This is a genomic window from Halorhodospira halochloris (genome assembly GCF_002356555.2).
Lineage (GTDB): Bacteria > Pseudomonadota > Gammaproteobacteria > Nitrococcales > Halorhodospiraceae > Halorhodospira > Halorhodospira halochloris.
Map to the genome: position 1 here is coordinate 1,267,126 of NZ_AP017372.2, position 16,167 is coordinate 1,283,292.

General features: G+C 57.1%; 14 protein-coding genes. 7 read left to right on the plus strand and 7 right to left on the minus strand.

All coding sequences use genetic code 11. From position 1 onward, the window contains the following. The 3 genes from HH1059_RS05935 to tnpA form a co-directional block, all read right to left on the minus strand. Nucleotides 1-1,239, minus strand: a complete 1,239-nt coding sequence (locus tag HH1059_RS05935; protein ID WP_096409216.1) for a PAS domain-containing protein — start codon at nucleotides 1,237-1,239, stop codon at nucleotides 1-3. Nucleotides 1,240-1,247: 8 nt separating this feature from the next. After that, nucleotides 1,248-2,444 (minus strand): PAS domain-containing protein, encoded by a 1,197-nt coding sequence (locus HH1059_RS05940; protein ID WP_096409218.1) that lies wholly within the window; start codon nucleotides 2,442-2,444, stop codon nucleotides 1,248-1,250. Nucleotides 2,445-2,588: 144 nt separating this feature from the next. Then, a complete protein-coding gene (tnpA, locus tag HH1059_RS05945) occupies nucleotides 2,589-3,005 on the minus strand; it encodes an IS200/IS605 family transposase (RefSeq protein WP_096409219.1) in 417 nt (138 codons plus the stop codon). Nucleotides 3,006-3,027: 22 nt separating this feature from the next. Here tnpA and HH1059_RS05950 point away from each other — a divergent pair, with 22 nt between their 5' ends. The 4 genes from HH1059_RS05950 to HH1059_RS05965 all read left to right on the plus strand — a co-directional run bounded on the left by HH1059_RS05950 (nucleotide 3,028) and on the right by HH1059_RS05965 (nucleotide 7,711). Then, a complete protein-coding gene (locus tag HH1059_RS05950; RefSeq protein WP_096409221.1) occupies nucleotides 3,028-4,302 on the plus strand; it encodes an RNA-guided endonuclease InsQ/TnpB family protein in 1,275 nt (424 codons plus the stop codon). 279 nt (nucleotides 4,303-4,581) lie between these two features. Next, the gene (locus HH1059_RS05955; RefSeq protein ID WP_162549389.1) at nucleotides 4,582-5,892 is read left to right on the plus strand and encodes a hypothetical protein; all 1,311 of its coding nucleotides are present in this window, start codon (nucleotides 4,582-4,584) and stop codon (nucleotides 5,890-5,892) included. A 10-nt stretch (nucleotides 5,893-5,902) separates the two neighbouring features. Then, on the plus strand, nucleotides 5,903-7,009 hold the full coding sequence (locus tag HH1059_RS05960; RefSeq protein WP_162549390.1) for an extracellular solute-binding protein: 1,107 nt from the start codon (nucleotides 5,903-5,905) through the stop codon (nucleotides 7,007-7,009). 63 nt (nucleotides 7,010-7,072) lie between these two features. Then, nucleotides 7,073-7,711 (plus strand): hypothetical protein, encoded by a 639-nt coding sequence (locus tag HH1059_RS05965; RefSeq protein WP_162549391.1) that lies wholly within the window; start codon nucleotides 7,073-7,075, stop codon nucleotides 7,709-7,711. A gap of 15 nt (nucleotides 7,712-7,726) precedes the next feature. On the opposite strand, the gene HH1059_RS05970 is transcribed toward HH1059_RS05965, so the two are convergent. Continuing rightward, the gene (locus HH1059_RS05970) at nucleotides 7,727-8,260 is read right to left on the minus strand and encodes a hypothetical protein (protein ID WP_096409227.1); all 534 of its coding nucleotides are present in this window, start codon (nucleotides 8,258-8,260) and stop codon (nucleotides 7,727-7,729) included. Nucleotides 8,261-8,345: 85 nt separating this feature from the next. On the opposite strand from HH1059_RS05970, the gene queA reads away from it, so the two are divergent. Beyond that, nucleotides 8,346-9,374 (plus strand): tRNA preQ1(34) S-adenosylmethionine ribosyltransferase-isomerase QueA, encoded by a 1,029-nt coding sequence (gene queA / locus HH1059_RS05975; RefSeq protein WP_096409228.1) that lies wholly within the window; start codon nucleotides 8,346-8,348, stop codon nucleotides 9,372-9,374. Nucleotides 9,375-9,449: 75 nt separating this feature from the next. On the opposite strand, the gene HH1059_RS05980 is transcribed toward queA, so the two are convergent. Beyond that, nucleotides 9,450-9,968, minus strand: coding sequence for a SprT family zinc-dependent metalloprotease (locus tag HH1059_RS05980; protein ID WP_096409230.1), 519 nt, complete (start codon nucleotides 9,966-9,968; stop codon nucleotides 9,450-9,452). Nucleotides 9,969-10,197: 229 nt separating this feature from the next. On the opposite strand from HH1059_RS05980, the gene HH1059_RS05985 reads away from it, so the two are divergent. Both HH1059_RS05985 and HH1059_RS05990 read left to right on the plus strand, forming a co-directional pair. Beyond that, nucleotides 10,198-12,348 carry an ATP-dependent helicase gene (locus tag HH1059_RS05985; protein WP_096409231.1) on the plus strand — a complete coding sequence of 717 codons (2,151 nt, stop codon included), beginning with the start codon at nucleotides 10,198-10,200 and terminating at the stop codon, nucleotides 12,346-12,348. Beyond that, entirely contained in the window at nucleotides 12,332-14,713 is a 2,382-nt protein-coding gene (locus HH1059_RS05990) for a DEAD/DEAH box helicase (protein ID WP_096409233.1), read from the plus strand. Before HH1059_RS05985 ends, HH1059_RS05990 begins: the two co-directional genes overlap by 17 nt. Here HH1059_RS05990 and HH1059_RS05995 read toward each other — a convergent pair. Together HH1059_RS05995 and HH1059_RS06000 are read right to left on the minus strand one after the other, a co-directional pair. Next, nucleotides 14,710-15,687, minus strand: a complete 978-nt coding sequence (locus HH1059_RS05995; protein ID WP_096409234.1) for a ribonuclease H-like domain-containing protein — start codon at nucleotides 15,685-15,687, stop codon at nucleotides 14,710-14,712. The genes HH1059_RS05990 and HH1059_RS05995 overlap by 4 nt on opposite strands. Next, nucleotides 15,656-16,150 (minus strand): NfeD family protein, encoded by a 495-nt coding sequence (locus HH1059_RS06000; RefSeq protein ID WP_096409236.1) that lies wholly within the window; start codon nucleotides 16,148-16,150, stop codon nucleotides 15,656-15,658. Before HH1059_RS06000 ends, HH1059_RS05995 begins: the two co-directional genes overlap by 32 nt. Nucleotides 16,151-16,167: the final 17 nt, after the last annotated feature.

Below are 16,167 nucleotides of genomic sequence, written 5' to 3' on the forward strand. Positions count from 1 at the left end.
CTAACCGTTTGCGCGGGTTTTGGGTATTTGACGCAGGACGGTGGAGAACTGAACGACTTCTCCTGAGGCATCACGGTGGCCAATGATCACCTGGGATGTTGGGACCTCTTCGCCAGATTCGTTAAGCAGCGCGGTTTCGCCGTGCCAGATACCTTCACTGAGCGCAGTCGGTACGCCCTCATTGAGGATGAGATCGGCCGCCCACTGCGGGTGGAAGCGAAGGATAGAGTCCTCTACCGATTCCGGCAGCTCGGGGCTGTTTTGATCTGCATTATTATTATAAATACCTGCGCCTAAGCCGACGAGCTCTATGCCTGCTGTGTTGACATATATCATCTTGCCTTCGTAGTCATGCAGAGCGACAACATCTGAAGTGTTATCGAGGATATCGATGAGCTGTTTCTGGTAATTCTCTTCTTTACGCTGCTCGGTGACATCCTCAACGGTGGCTATTATGCGCAGCGGTTTTCCTAAGTCGTCTGTCTCGAAGTGACCTCTTTCTAAGACTATGCGCACATCGCCATTAGCAGGGAGTATGCGGTACTCACTTGCCCAGGGTTGCTGGTCGCGTAATGCCTGCTCAAACTCAGCCTCTACAGCTTGCTGATCATCGGGATGGATAACGGCCAAAAAGCCCTTTTGGGAGGGGTCAAATGCCGCTTTCTCAACGCCTATGCTGCGGTAGACCTCGGTTGAGCTGAAGGTATAGCCGGTTCGTAAGTCCCACACCCAGCTGCCGAGTCCGATTTTCGCCAAGCGCTGGGGTTCAGATAGCTCAAGTTCGCATTTTTTGGAGCTGTGGTTATCTTCGTGTAACGGAGTGTCGTTTTCTCTGTGAGGTGCAGTATTCGATTGCCTGCGGCGCTCCATTACATCTCTTAGCACTAAGATCACGCCTATCACTGCAGACTTGTCATCTCGCAGTGGTGAGGCGTCGATACTCACCGCAAACGGCTCGGCATTATTTTTCTTCAGCCGCACCGGCTCATAGCAACGGATGTCCTCTTGGGTAGCTGCTACTAGGGCCAAACGATCAGCAACGGTAAACCTTTGCGGTAGCTGCGAGTAATAATCTACAACGGTGTCGAATGAGCGGCCCAGTAGCTGCTCTGCATCAGGGTAACCGAGTAGCTCGCAGGCCTCTGAATTCAAATAGGTAAAGTAGCCGGCAACATCAAGCGCACAGACACCGGCCGGGCAGCGGTCGAGCATGTTGTTATAAAACTCTTTAGCTTCCACCTTCTAAATCAATCCTTGGTGATACTTTTCACAGTGCCCATGAAAAGTTTGGGATTGCCGGTTTGGCTAAATTCGACGACCTTGCCGAGCGATTCTATCCACTGCCACCCCCCATCGGGTCTCTGGCCCCTGACTTGCAAGGTGTATGAGTCTTGTTGGGGGTTAGCAAAAACCGATTTTACAGCATCTTCTAGCGCTTGGCGGTCGTCGGGATGGACCCGAGAAATGAACTCGGAATAATCCATCAAAATACCTTCTTGCGCATCGTAACCGAGCAGACGCAAAGTTTCGGCATCCCAGTAAACGCTCTGCGTCTCAACGTCCCACTCCCATATGCCAAAACGGGCTACGGACTGGGCTGGTCGATAGCGGTGCTCGCTGCGGGCTAGGGCCAATTCTGTCTCTTTATGCTTGGTGATATCAACTAAATAACCGGAGTGGTAGTCGCTACCAGTCTGGCGCCGTTCGATAACGGTGAAATCGTAAACCCAGCGGTAGCTGCCATCGGCGTGCAAGAGTCTGTAGGGTTTATGCTCAAAATACTCTGAGCCGATCGAGCGGTGGTACTCAACCTCTTGTGAAACCCGTTCAAAATCATCAGGGTGAACCAACTGGGGATAAATCACCGCGCCACCGATTAAATCTTGTGGCTTATAGCCAAGCACACTGAAGACGTTTGGTGAAACATATGTAATCGGCCAGCCTGGCACCATTTGCCATTGGAAGATCACTGTGGGGCCGCCGATAAAGAGTCGACGCTCAAGCTGCAGAGCTTCCTTTTGCAGGATAAGTTCCTGCTTGATCGCATGTCGCGAACTGCGATCCTGAAAGGCGACAATCAAATTGTCCACCTGGCCCTGTTCGTCAAAGATCGGCGCGGCGTTAATGCAAACCGGTAGAATGGTTCCGTCGGCTCGCCAGAGAAACTCATCTTGATCTTCTATCGGGTGGTGGCTCTCTAAAGCGTTGATGATTGCACAACCTGGCACTTCGTTAGGGGTGCCGTTTGAGCTAGAATAGTTGGCAGGTCGATGGGTGAGTTCGTAAACACCTTTACCTATTACCTCGTGCTCAGAGTCGAAACCGAGCATTGTGAGGCCGGCCTTGTTCATAAAGGTTACCTGGCCAGAGTGGTCGACCCCTAGCACGCCCTCCGCTAAGACTTGCAGGATCTGCCAATGGCTACTATTGCTTAACTGCGTCATTCCGCCCCTCTAATGCCCTGTTGGGCTTATCCTCTGTAAGTGTAGTATTGCCAGTTACTTTCTACCAAAACGCGCCGCAGTGCTCCGCCTAAAGCCGCGCAGCGGCTTAGGGGGTGGTGAAGCGGCGCATGGCGCGCAGCGCCATTACTCTGGGGCTTCCTGTTGTTCGATGTACTGCTTCAAGACCGACAGCGGCGCACCACCGACGGTAATGATGCAGTAGCTGCGGCTCCAGAATACCGGTTTGCGCCAGTAATACTGTTGAAGATGCTCCCCGAACTCCTTGCGGATGAGCCGGGAGGTCACCGTCTTTAGATTGTTGACGAAGGCGGAGGGGGCGGTGCGCGGTGTCAACTCCAAGAGCAGGTGCATATGGTCGGGCTCGCCGTTGAGCTCCAGCACCTCGCCTTCCCACTTTTCGGTCGTCGCCCGAGCGATTGCCTCTAAGCGGGAGAGCATCGGTTGGGTGATGCACGGGCGCCGATACTTGGTAACCACAACCAAGTGGTATTGAAGTCGGAAGGTGCAGTGATATAGTCTCTTTAGTGGTTGCGATTCCATAACAACCAAGTATACTGGGAAGATGATCCAACGCAAAGCCACCTATCGACTTTACCCAACAGCTGAGCAGCTTGCCGCCTTGGAGCATCAGCTGTGGGTTCACTGCCTGCTGTGGAACGAGGCGCTCGCCGAGCGGCGCTGGGCTTGGAGCGAGCGGCAGGAGTCGTTGGGGTTCTCGGCACAGTGCAAGCGGCTGACCGAGTGGCGTAGCCAATCGAAACTTCTGAGTGGACTCAATGCCCAGTCTGAGCAGGTCACCCTCAAACGGTTGGATCTGGCGTTTCAGCACTTCTTTCGCCGGGTGAAGCAGGGCGAGACGCCGGGCTTCCCCCGCTTCAAGTCCCTGCACCGGTTCAAGGGCTGGGGGTACAAGACCCACGGCGACGGCTGGCGGCTGTTGACCAACGAGCAGATGCAGCACGGCACCCTGCGTCTCTCCGGCGTTGGTGCGGTCGCCGTTCGGGGCAGACCCCGCACCCCTGGCACACCCAAGACTTGCGAGATCATCAAACGCGGTGATCGCTGGTATGCCAGCATTACGCTGAACTGCGAGCCGGTGCGAGAGTGTGGCGAGAAGATGGGCGGGCTCGACTGGGGCTTGGAGACCTTCGCCACTGTGGCGACCGCGCAAGGTGCCGAGACCATCGATAACCCCCGCCACCTTGCCGGCACCTTGGATGCCATCCGTGGCGTACAGCGCGAGATCTCCCGCAAGGAGGAATCGGCCAAGAAAGCGTCAGGTAGGAGCCGGGGGTTCCCCATCTCCAACCGGTTGCACAAGGCTTACAATAAGTTGCGCCGGCTGCACCGTAAGGTGGCCAATCAGCGCCACGATTTTCTCCATCAGGTCTCTGCCCGACTGATCAAAGAGTTCAGCGCTCTGGGCCTGGAGGCGCTGAGCATTCGGAACATGACCGCCAAAGGCGGTCAGCATAAGAGGGGCTTGAACCGCGGTATTCTTGATGCCGCTGGCGGGGCCTTCCATCAATTGCTCGGGTACAAAGCGGAAGAGGCTGGTGCTTGGGCGGTGGAGGCCCCGACGCGGCAGATCAAGCCCTCACAGACCTGTCACGCCTGCGGGCAGCAGGAGAAGAAACCGCTCAGTCAACGCTGGCACAGCTGCCCTTGCGGAACGTCCTGTTCACGGGACGAGAACGCGGCTCGGGTGCTGTTGGCTTGGCTGGAGCGGAGTTTATCCGGTCGGGAACCGGCCGATGCGTGGAGGGAGGTCAGACCGGGTCATCCTTTGGATGAATCGGCACTCCCGTCGAAGCGCGAAACTCACGCCATAGCGTAAGCTTGGCGGGAGTAGTTCATAAATCGCGCCGCAGTGCCGCGCCTATAGGTAAACTCTAAAATCTTCGCCGGCGCCACCATCCGCCCCGGTGTGGGGGTCTTGGCGCCAGGGATGGCGCCATGAAGCCTCCAGGGATGGATTCACGGCGTCCTCAACACCGGGGCGGATGGTGGCGCCGGAGAAGTTTTAGAGGCACCCTATAGCAGCGCAGCGGCTTAGGCGCTGTTTTGGAGGCGACCTGATTGGTGGGAACAGATGCACAGTAGGGGTGGGCTGCACTTGAGAAGACTACTTGGATCGAGTGCTAAGCCTATAGGAAGACCAACTGCCGATTGGTGTCGGTTTAGCGCTAGCTTGGCCCTTTGTTCACTGCTCGGGATCGTGATGTTTGCCGCCCCTGCAAAGGGTACTGCCGCTGCAGCTACCGGTGAGAACAATGCTGAGAATCGGCTGCTGACGGAAGATGATTTTGAGATCGGCGGGGCCTTGCGATTTAACTACGCCGCGCAGCGCTCTGATGGTGATCAACGCGATCGCGGTGGCGATGCCTCTTTGGACCTGTTCCGCCTTAATATCGAGGGAGAGCAGCAGGGCATTGAGTTCTCCGCTGAATACCGCTGGTATACCAATCAGGATGTGCTCCACCACGGCTGGGCTGGGTTCGGGGCCGGGGAGCATGGCCAGGTCAGAGTCGGGGTAAGCCAAGTTCCGTTCGGGATTTTACCCTATGCAGCGCACAACTATTGGTTCGGCATACCCTTTTATGTCGGCTTGGGCGATGCCTACAAATTGGGCGCACAGTATATTCGTGAGAATGGGCCGTGGGATCTGCGTTTGGCCTTCTATAAGAATCCGGTGGAGAACGATCCGGGTAATTTAGAGCGCTATGGCTTTGATCTAGTTAATCATGCTGGATGTGCAGATAATGATGATAATGCAGCTAGCGATAACGGTAGTGGTGATAATGATAATGGTAGCGGGGAATCGCAAGACTGTACTCGCGAGAGCAATCAAGCCAATCTGCGCCTAGCCTATACCCTTGATGAGGGTGGGAGCTGTCCGGTTGAGCTTGGCCTCTCCGGTCAGTGGGGCATGGTCCCCAACTCTGAGACGGGTGAAGATGGCAGCCGCTGGGCCGGCGCCGCGCACCTGGATATGCGCTGCGGGCGCTGGGGAGTGCAGTTACAAGCCGGGCGTCAAGTTATAGATGTTGACTTGGACTCAACCGATGGCGATGGCGAGGAAGATACCGTCACCTTCGGCGGCATGGACGGCAAATATCAGGTAGCAAGCAAAGCCAACCTCGGTGTGCTCAATATCGCTTACAACTTCCCCGTGCCGTGGGAGAACATCGACTCGCTAACCTGCTACAATGATTTTAGCATCTACCATAAGGATGAATCGGATTATTCAAACTCCAAGATAAACACCACCGGCTGCGCCATAGGGCGCGGTCCGCTGTTTATCTACGCTGACGTGATACGAGGCAAAAACGCGCCTTTTTTGGGGGATTCGGGCGCAGAGACCCTCGGCGAGGGTGGTGCCGGTTGGGATACCTATTACAACCTTAATCTAGGTTACTATTTTTAAGATGAAAGCTATGGCTAGTCGCGGTAGTAAAATCCTTATCGCCTTCATGCTTGCTGGATCGGCAGGATTAGCCGCCGGTGCTGCAGCCGCTAAGGATCTGACCGTGGTCAGTTGGGGCGGTAACTACACCCGCAGTCAAATGCTCGGTTTTATCCTCTCATACCAGGATGAACTGGAGCGCGATGTTGATGTTATAGATTTTGATGGCGGGCTGTACGAAATCCGTCGTCAAGTAGATTCGTACAACGTCAGATGGGATGTGGTTGACCTTGAGCAGCTCGATGTCATTCGCGGTTGCCGCGCGGGTTTGCTCGAGCCGATAGATGATCTGGAGCTTGCCGACTCTCCCGACGGCGTGGCCGCTGAGGACGATTTTATCGACGGCGCGTTTAGCGAATGTGGGGTGGGCTCGGTGGTCTGGTACACCGTCATCGGCTTCAACGCCGATGATTTCGGCGCGCAGCCGCCTTCAACCATGGAGGACTTCTTCGATCTCAATGAGTATCCCGGCAAGCGCGGTATGCGGCGCACCCCTATGGGTAATCTAGAGTGGGCGCTGATAGCCGATGGTGTCGATCCGGATGAGGTCTATGCGCAGCTGGAGACCGAACAAGGGCTGGATCGTGCCTTCAATGTGCTAAATCGCATAAAACCCAATATAATTTGGTGGCGCGATGGTCAGCAGCCAATAGAGCTGTTACGCCAGGGGCGGGTGCGGATGAGCACGGTTTACAGCGGGCGTGTTTGGGGCGCCAATGAGCAGCACGACGCAGACCTAGAAGTTATCTGGTCACATGCACAGCGTAGCATGCAGCAGTGGGCAATTACCCGCCACGGTCAAAATCAGGATAAAGCTCGGGAGTTTATCCAGTACGCAACGCAGACCGGTAGCATTGTTGGCCAGGTCGAGCATATCCCGTATCGACCGGCACGGCGCTCGGCTGAGTCCTATGTGCCTGAGCGAATGCAGGATTATCTGCCCAAGACCGAAGAGGATCAAGTCCAGGAGTTTGTTGTCGATGCGCAGTGGTGGGCGGATAACTTCGAAGAAATAAATGCCCGCTTTGAGCGCTGGATTGATAGGCCTGTTCGGGTGCCGAGGGGGCTGCGCCGGTAGTTATTCTATTTAATCATGCGCGCTATCGACTAAGGTCGGGCAAGAGCCCGGGGAGCGTCCGAGATGAGAAGGGGAACGTACTTCTTTTTGGCACCAACTTTGGCGTTGGTACTGTTTAGTGGTGGCGAGATCGGCAAGCGCGATAACAGCAGCATAACGCAAGGCAACCTCTCTGCGGGGTCTGTGCTTGCTAGCCTAGCCCCAAGTTTTAATGCAGCAGAGGCCCGGCGGGGGATATTTCGCCCCCGGGGAGGCTCGCCGAGGGGGCCGCGGCGAGATCAACAGCCGCAGCGCGGCCAGGATCAGCAGCGGGATATGGCGCCCAGAGGAGCAGCAGCCGCCGCAGCGGCACCGATGATAACCAGCCCGGGGCTATTGCTAGGTGGTCTTGGTGGCCTGGCTGCAGGGTATATGCTCTTCAGTCAGGCGCATGGTCAACCCCCGGTAAATATCGAGCAGATGATCGTCCACGGTTATCTCGATCCTCGGGATATTCCTGGTCGGCCTAGCCACTGGCTAGTCGAGGAGGGTGAACTGGTGCGCAAGAACATAACCGCCGAAGCCCTACCTGAGCATAGCGAACTTGCCGAATACATCCAGCCCATGGATAAAAGAGAAGATGGCGAGATGCTATACGAACTGCGTATTGCCTTCGAGGATCTCGCCCGGCTAAAGGAAGAGGGCGAACTGGAGAGAGATTAGCCTCGGTTCGACAGCTCAGCCGCTCTCATCGGGAATCTTGACGGCCAATGCGACCTTGAGCTGCCGAGCATCGCTATCGCTGCTTATCTCTACTACCCGGATGTGGCTCAGCACACTGTCGGGCAGATAGCGAGCCCAGTCCTGATCCTTGATGCGCTTGCCAATGTCCACTAGCACCCGTGAGCCTACTACTTCAAACTCCTCGCGCTTACCTAGCGCCTTGAGGGCAAAGGGGTATGCCAGAGAGGGGGAGGTGCGTTCCAGCTTAAGGTCTATCGACTGGGGCGGGGCGCCAGCAGCCGGGGCCCTTGCAGAGAAAGTGGCGGAGAAGGGAATCCACCAAGGACCGATTTTCTTGCGGCCAGTGAAGATTAGCTGAGAGTTTGCCGCTATGCTCAGAGCCAAGTCGCTAACTGACGGTTCGTCGATCTGGCTAACTACCGCGGCTAGTGCAGACTCAGGAATGGGGATAGAGATCCTGCCCCGCTGCAGATCTTGGATAATGTTCTTGCCCCGGTTGGTCAGCCAGTTGGGAAAGAATAGGCCCATAGGGTTTGCTACCTCAGCTTAATTTAATTGGAATTTTACCACATATTGATATCCTTGCCGGCAAGTGATTCTTCAGGAAGAGAGAGTGCACAAGAGCGATTTCCACTACCAGTTACCCGAGCGACTGATTGCTGAGCGTCCCGCTCAACGTCGCACCGATAGTCGCATGCTGGTGCTTGAGCGCAGCAGCGGCGAGATTGCTGATAGGCAGTTCACCGACTTGCTGAACTACCTGAGACCGGGCGATCTGCTCGTGCTTAACGATACCCGGGTTATCCCGGCGCGTTTGGCGGCGCGTAAGAGTAGTGGCGGCGCGGTAGAGGTGCTGCTTGAGCGCATAGTTGATCCTGACAATGGTGAGATTCTTTGCCATCTGCGCGCCAACCGAGCCCCCAAGCCTGGTGCTGTCATCATCCTGCCTGAAGGGGTTGAGGCGGATGTTGAGGGCCGGGCAGGGCGGCTGTTTCGCCTCAAGCTCAGAAACGTTGACCGGGATCTGATCGACTACCTGGAGAGGGTAGGCCGAGTGCCGCTACCGCCATACATACGCCGACAGGATGATGCTTGCGACCGGGAGCGCTACCAGACTGTCTTTGCCGCCCGTCCCGGTGCTGTAGCCGCGCCTACAGCTGGCTTGCACTTCGATGAGAGGATGCTCGAAGAGCTACGCGCGTTGGGGGTGGAGATCACTCAGGTTACTCTGCATGTCGGCGCCGGTACGTTCACGCCGGTTGATAGTGAGGATCTAACCGCGCACCAGATGCATGCAGAGTATTTGGATGTCTCCGCGCAGGCAGTTAGTGCTATCGATGCTGCACGTGAGCGCGGCGGCCGGGTGGTTGCGGTCGGTACCACTGTGGTGAGGGCGCTGGAGAGCGCCGCAGCGCAAGGTCAGCTGCGGCCTTATAGTGGGGAGACGGACCTGTTCATAACCCCAGGTTTTCGGTTTCGGGTTGTCGATGTCATGCTGACCAACTTCCACTTACCAGAGTCGTCCCTATTGATGCTTGTATCTGCCTTTGGTGGCTATGAGCAAGTTATGGCCGCATATCGCCATGCTGTGGAGCAAGAGTACCGGTTCTTCAGTTATGGCGATGCCATGCTGTTACTTTAAGACGCCTCTAAAGACCTCCCTTTAAGCCCTAGAGCTGCCTAGGTTTGGAGGTCTTGGTGCCAGGGATCCATTCACTCAGTGCGTTAGTGGATCGTTGCACCTCGTACACCGGTATATTGCCTTGCCCTGCTGGATCCGGTTATGCCGCGTTGTACTGACGTATACATCGCCGCAGCTACAGCGGTAACGCCAGCGCCGTTGCACCCCAGGTAGCCCGGTGATATCCAGATCGTGAGTCCGCTTAGGGGTAAAGCCTACTGCCTCCATGACGCTGCGCCAGGCTGGATCGTGACCGCAGGTTCCGTGCAAGGCGTAGGCGGCAAGGTGACAGAGTTCATGGACTACGGTGTTGGGTAGGATTATGGCAAAGCCGTCGTCGCGCTCGAGCATAGGCCGGTTAAATGCCACTAACCAGTGGCGCACATCGGCAATACCAGCGCGTGAGCCGCGCTCAAACCATTCGGTGCGCGGTAGGGGGGAGTGCTGCAGGCGTGGATAGAGTGCATTCAACTCTTGCCACCACTCGGTTGTCGCTTGCTCTACCTGCTGCTGGCGCAGTTCAAGATCGGCTCGCGGTTGTGTATCCTGTGCCACTGCTGCTCCACCATTAAAGCCTTATAGCTGAGAGTATAATCAATAATCTCTTTGTTTAAGTTGCCCAAGGGTACCTCTAAAGTCGCCCCGGAGCCGGATGGTCGCCCTGGTGTGGAGGGCATGGCGCCAGGGATTGCGCCATGAAGCCTCCAGGGATGGATTCACGGCGTTCTGCAAACCAGGGCGACCAACCGGCTCCCAGGGGAAGCTTTAGAGGTGTCTTGAGTTTGTGCTATTTAACAGCAATATCCGCCTCATTGTGGAGGTCACGGCGCTAAGCATAATGCCCGAATACACCCCTGAACAACTGCAGGTCATCCACCACCCCCGTGGCCACGCCAAGGTCAGTGCTGCGGCCGGCTCCGGCAAGACCGCCACGTTAATCGCCCGAGTTATTGAGCTGCTGCGCCGCGGGGCGGATGCCCGAAGGCTGCGGGTATTGATGTTTAATCGCTCGGCTCGTGAGGACTTTCAGCAGCGCTTGAGTGCAGCTTTGCACCAGCACGGTATAGCCACTACGGTCTCGGTGCAGACCTTTCATAGTGCCGGTTACCGGCTCTTGCAGCGACTTGAGCAAGAAGAGATAGTGCCGCGCCGGCGTCTCCTTACCGAGCAGTGGCGCATACGCGCCTTGGCCCGGGCTGCCCTTGAGAACGCGCTTGGCCAGAGCACGTCGCTAGCGACCCTTGAAGATGAAGATATCGACACCTTTCTCGGTTTTATCGATGTCGTTAAGGCCGATATCCGCCCGGTCAGTGAGGTCTACGCCGATGCCGCCAACCTGCTAGGCGAAGCTCTGCCCGAGCACTACGTAGCGGCCTACCAGGCGTTCGAGGAGCAGTGCAGCGAGCAGCGGGTGCGCACCCTGAACGACCTAGTCCACCGTCCGGTGCAGGAATTGATTGCCGATCAGGGGCTGGCTGAGCGCTTTCGCAACCAACTCGATCACCTCATAATAGATGAATATCAGGACGTTAATGAGGCGCAGCAGCAGTTGATCCGCTGTGTTGCTGGGGAGCGGGCTGAGGTTATGGTAGTCGGCGACCCTGATCAATGCGTCTATCAGTGGCGCGGGGCGCGCCCGGAGTATATTGTGCGTCGATTCGGGGAAGATTTCAGCGGGGCGAGCGAATACCTGTTGCCCCATACCTTTCGGTTTGGTCATGCGGTAGCCCTGCTCGGCAATCACAGTGTCGCCCATAATCGTCAGCGCGACGGTAAGCTCTGTCTAGCAGCCCCAGGCACCCCGCAGACTGAGGTTGAACGCCGCCGCGATGATGATCCGCAGCTCTATCGCAGTATCATCGCTGAGCACCTGAACTCGGGGGGCAAGCTCGCTGATATTGCGGTGTTAGTGCGCTTATACAGCCTCGGTGCTGCGGCCGAGCTGGAGTTGCTCGAGGCCGGCGTGCCGTTCACTCTGGAAGGGCGCGAGAGCTTATTTCAGCGCCGCGAGGTGCGTGCCTTGCTCGGCTATTTGCGCTATGCCGCCGGCAGGCTTGGCGAGCGGCTCAGCGACGGCAGTGCACCTGCCGAGCTACTCGGCGAGATGTTGATGTTGCCGCTGGCCGGGCTGCGCCGTAGCGAGGCTCGCGATGTAGCCCGTGGATTCAGCCCTAGTGGCTTACCGCTAGGGCGCTATCTCAACACCATCGCAGCCGAGTTGCCGGCCTGGAAGGCCCGCCGGCTGCGCCAACGCAGCTCCTTTCTTAGTGATCTTAGCCATTTTCACCTCACTGATCCGGCGGTAGATGTCCTCGATGAGGTCTTGGATGGGTTAAATATCTACGCAGCCATCGCGCAATCGGGTGGCAGCGCCGAGGTGGCGAGTGATCGGGCCATGATCTGTGCTGCTCTGCGCCGTTTTGCCATTGAGGGCGGGTGGGAGCTTGGCGACTTCCTGGAGCGTTGTGATGAGCTGATCGCTAAGGCGCTGGAATGGCAGCGTCAACCCCCCGCCGATGCCGTCTGTATAACATCCATCCATCGCGCTAAGGGCTTACAGTGGCCTATCGTAGTGGTACCTGGGTTAACCGAAGGTAGTTTTCCTTATTTAGCCAATGGAGCCAATGCTGCCACTTTGGAGGCCGAGCGGCGGCTGTTTTATGTCGCCATTACCCGAGCGCAACAGCGTCTCTACCTTGTCCATCCACATGATCGCCATCTTGAGAAAGTTATAGCTTCTCAGGGAAAGCGCCGTTTTGATTTAAGCAAGTCCAAAGCCTCACGCTTTCTCGCCGAGGCCTGCCCCCAAGCCTCAGTTAACGCCGCGGTGGCGATTGCCCAGGGACGGCCTCCGCCTGCAGGCTCGATGACCAAGATCGTCAAGAGCTATGCCGATCAGCTAGCAAATGAGATAGATCATGCCGCAAATCAATAGCGATGATCCTGTAATGCGTCTTTCAGCGCGGCTGAAGCAGCGCTATAGCAAGCGCATCACCGGTGAGCTTAGTCTGCCTGCTAAACCGGCTAACTACGCCGAGCTGCCTGGTGAGCTAGATCAACGCTTGGTTAACGCGCTGCGCGCGCGAGGTGTTGAGCGCCTGTATAGCCATCAGCACCAGGCCTGGGAGGCCATCCGCGCTGGGCAGAACTGTGTAGTGGTAACCCCGACCGCATCTGGTAAGACCCTGTGCTATAACCTGCCGGTGCTGCACGAGTTGTTGAGTGGCTCGTCTAAAGCGCTCTATCTGTTTCCGACTAAAGCCCTGGCACAGGATCAACTAGCCGAGTTAACCGAGCTAAATCAGCAGGGCGAACTAGGTGTGCGGGCCTTTACCTTTGATGGCGATACCCCGGGTGATGCGCGCAAGGCGGTGCGCACCAAGGGCGATATCGTAATCTCCAATCCAGATATGCTCCACCAGGGAGTGCTTCCCCACCATACCAAGTGGGCGCAGTTCTTCGAGCAACTCGCCTATGTGGTAATTGATGAGGTACATACCTACCGCGGCGTCTTCGGTTCGCATATGGCCAATTTACTGCGCCGCCTTAGGCGCATATGCCGGTTTTATGCGGTTGATCCGGTATTCATTTTTACTTCGGCGACCATCGCCAATCCCCGCCAATTAACCGAGACCCTGGTTGAGGATGATGTTACGCCGATTACTGAGAGCGGGGCTCCGCGCGGGGCCAAGCAGCTGCTGCTGTGGAACCCTCCGGTCATAGATCACGATTTAGGCATCCGCGCCTCGGCGCGCTCGCAGACCACCCTTATCGCTAGATTTGCCCTGCGCGCCGGCATGAAGAGCATCCTTTTTGCGCGCAGCAGGCTTATGGTTGAGGTGTTGACTAAATACCTTAAGGATATCTTTGATAGCGATCCGCGCCGACCGAGTAGGGTTGCGGCATATCGGGGCGGCTATTTGCCAACTGAACGCCGGCAAACGGAGAGCTCACTGCGCAGTGGCGATATCGATTGCGTAGTAGCGACCTCGGCGCTCGAGCTCGGGGTCGATATCGGCAGTCTGGATGTCGCCATCCTTAATGGTTACCCCGGGACTATTGCCGGGACCTGGCAACGTCTCGGTCGGGCTGGGCGGCGTGAGCGCACCGCTCTGGGGGTTGTGGTGGCGAGCAGCGAGCCGCTGGATCAGTATATGATCCGTAATCCGCAGTTCTTTCTCGGTGCCTCACCTGAGCACGCCCGGATTGCCCCTGATCAGCTACTGATACTCCTTGATCATGTGCGCTGTGCCTCTTTTGAGCTGCCTTTTCGGCAGGGCGAAAAGTTTGGCGGTGAGGATTTGGAGCAGATTCTGGATTACCTGGTTGAACAGGGGTTGTTGCACCGGGAGGGGGAGAGGTGGCATTGGATTGCGGACAGCTATCCGGCAAATGATGTAAGCCTGCGTTCGGTAGCCGATGGTAACTTCGTGGTCATAGATATCAGCGCAGGCGCTCAGCGCGTGATTGCCGAGGTCGATTACACCACGGCACCGGTAACTATTTATGAAGGGGCAATATATCTAATCCAGGCCCGTCCTTATCAGGTAGAGCGCCTTGACTGGGAGGGGCGCAAGGCCTATGTGCGCGAAACCCGGGCAGATTATTATACCGATGCTATCGACTATACCCGCTTGAAGATCCTCGAGCGCTTTGAGGGCGCGGCGCAGGGCCGGGGCGAGGCTGCTCGGGGCGAGGTGCACCTGGTCCGCAGGGTTGCCGGCTATAAGAAGATCCGCTACTACACGCATGAAAACGTCGGCTACGGTGATATCGAGCTGCCCGATCAAGAGATGCATACCAGTGCTGCTTGGTGGACGATAAATCCGCAGGATCTGGAACGCGCCTTCAGCTCCCGCCACCACGCCCTCGATGGCTTTCTCGGTGCTGCGTATGCTTTGCATCACGTTGCCGCGCTGCGCTTGATGGCCGAGCCGGGGGATCTAGGGCGCGCGGTCGGCGATGGTGACGCTGAATGGTTTGCGGTTACCGGCCCGCGCGGTAGGGGGCAAATCCGCGATAGTGAAGGGCGGCAGCATGATCCGGAACAGGCCGGACGATTTAAGCCGGCGGTCTTCCTTTACGATAATTACCCGGGTGGCGTCGGACTGTCAGCGCCGCTTTTCGATATGTGCGGATCGGTTGTGCGCGATGCCCGCGAGTTGATAGCTGGCTGTCCGTGTAGCTTTGGCTGCCCGGCTTGTGTCGGGCCAATCCTGGGCAGTGAGCAGGAGCGGGGCGAGTCGCCTAAGGTCTCAGCTGTGCGGGTGCTGGAGTTGCTGAGCGGAGGTTCTGGCTAGCTGGCGTGCAGATCATTCAGGGCGGCCCATAGGGCTGCTAGGGCGGTTATGTCAGCGGCGTTATGTTCGAGTACATCCTTTAGCCGCCGACCGTCGCCGCGTTGTAAATAGTCAAGCCAAGCTGCTGGTGCTTCTGCTCCGGGCAAATCATCGAGTCGGTAATGTCCGAGTAAGCGCTTCTCAGCCGTAACCAGACGGCAGTTAGGCCAGCTGTGGCGAAATTTACGGCGGGTAGGGTGGAGCAGATCGAGATTAACAAGGTCATCGACCTCCAGAGCTATGCCATTTAATCTAGCCCTGCTCTTGAGTAGGGGTATGTCGAATGACTTGCCGTTGTAAGTCACCACCCCCTGGGCATTGGTAAGAGAGCGGGTTAGTTGCTCGAGTTGGCTTGGTTCGGCGCCAAAACCGCTGAGTAACCACTGCTTAATCGTCAAGCTATCGGCGTTGATCTGCCCGGCCCCAATCAAGAAGGCTATGGTACCGGTTCCCCCGGCTAGCCCGGTAGTCTCAACATCGAGAAAAACCGCCTCTGATGGATGCAGCTGCGCCCCTTCCGGCAGGTTATCCAGCCCGCTGCCAAGTGCTGCTAGCGGCTGTCTGCCATAGCTGCTGTGCAAGCCGACCTTAACTTCAACCTCTATTAGACCGTGCTCAAGGAGTTGCCCGCCGACTAGCTCGGCCAAGGCCTGGCTATCCGGAGTTTGTCGCTGGGTGGGGTTGAAACGTTTATCTGACCGCACTCTGCTGCGCTCGAGCCGTGAGCGCAGACACGCTTGTTTTTCTTGCGCAGAGGGGGAGGGTGTATTGGCCGCTATAGTGGTTGCAGAGCTATTATCAGCATCCCGATGCGATTCGATATTGCCGGTCTGGGCACGCAGCTTGTCTAGGCGTTTGGCTAGGTTCATGGTGATGCCACTATCAATAGTCTCTTCAAGGCGATTAGCTGTCCAGTCTGCTGCCCACTGCCGCATCAACAGGCCTGATAACGGCCTTAACCCCTTCCAGGCGAACGATCTGAACTGCGCTGCCGTCTTCTATCTGAGCTTGGCTCTGCGTTTCAGGGGTGGCGGCATACTCCTCGCCCATTGCCGCCACCCGTAGATTTCCCCGGGCATCGTAATAGGCCTTGAACGCTGTGTTATGAAGCATCTGTGACTGGGTAGTGCTCGGCGGCCCGCCGCCAGGTCCGTAGCGGCGATATATCCAAACCGCTAACGGCAGGGAGAGGATGCCGATGACAGTGGCCACTACGAATTGCCAGAGCAGGGGTGCGCCCATTAGCGCCATGGCCATACCGGCCAGGGCCATTACCGAGAACAGAAAGAGGACTCCGCTGGCGGCCCCGGCTAGCAGCAATTCGATGCCAAAAAGGACTACAGCAACAGCTAGCCATACCGTCCAGGCACCCTCTGGGTCGCTCATCAACTCCATCATGGCTACTCCGCGAGAAC

Coding starts and splice junctions, on each gene's coding strand:
- HH1059_RS05960 (WP_162549390.1), top strand. CDS start 5,903: ATGGCTAGTCGCGGTAGTAAAATCCTTATCGCCTTCATGCTTGCTGGA.
- HH1059_RS05965 (WP_162549391.1), top strand. CDS start 7,073: ATGAGAAGGGGAACGTACTTCTTTTTGGCACCAACTTTGGCGTTGGTA.
- HH1059_RS05950 (WP_096409221.1), top strand. CDS start 3,028: ATGATCCAACGCAAAGCCACCTATCGACTTTACCCAACAGCTGAGCAG.
- HH1059_RS05990 (WP_096409233.1), top strand. CDS start 12,332: ATGCCGCAAATCAATAGCGATGATCCTGTAATGCGTCTTTCAGCGCGG.
- tnpA (WP_096409219.1), bottom strand. CDS start 3,005: ATGGAATCGCAACCACTAAAGAGACTATATCACTGCACCTTCCGACTT.
- HH1059_RS06000 (WP_096409236.1), bottom strand. CDS start 16,150: ATGATGGAGTTGATGAGCGACCCAGAGGGTGCCTGGACGGTATGGCTA.
- HH1059_RS05940 (WP_096409218.1), bottom strand. CDS start 2,444: ATGACGCAGTTAAGCAATAGTAGCCATTGGCAGATCCTGCAAGTCTTA.
- HH1059_RS05995 (WP_096409234.1), bottom strand. CDS start 15,687: ATGCGGCAGTGGGCAGCAGACTGGACAGCTAATCGCCTTGAAGAGACT.
- HH1059_RS05970 (WP_096409227.1), bottom strand. CDS start 8,260: ATGGGCCTATTCTTTCCCAACTGGCTGACCAACCGGGGCAAGAACATT.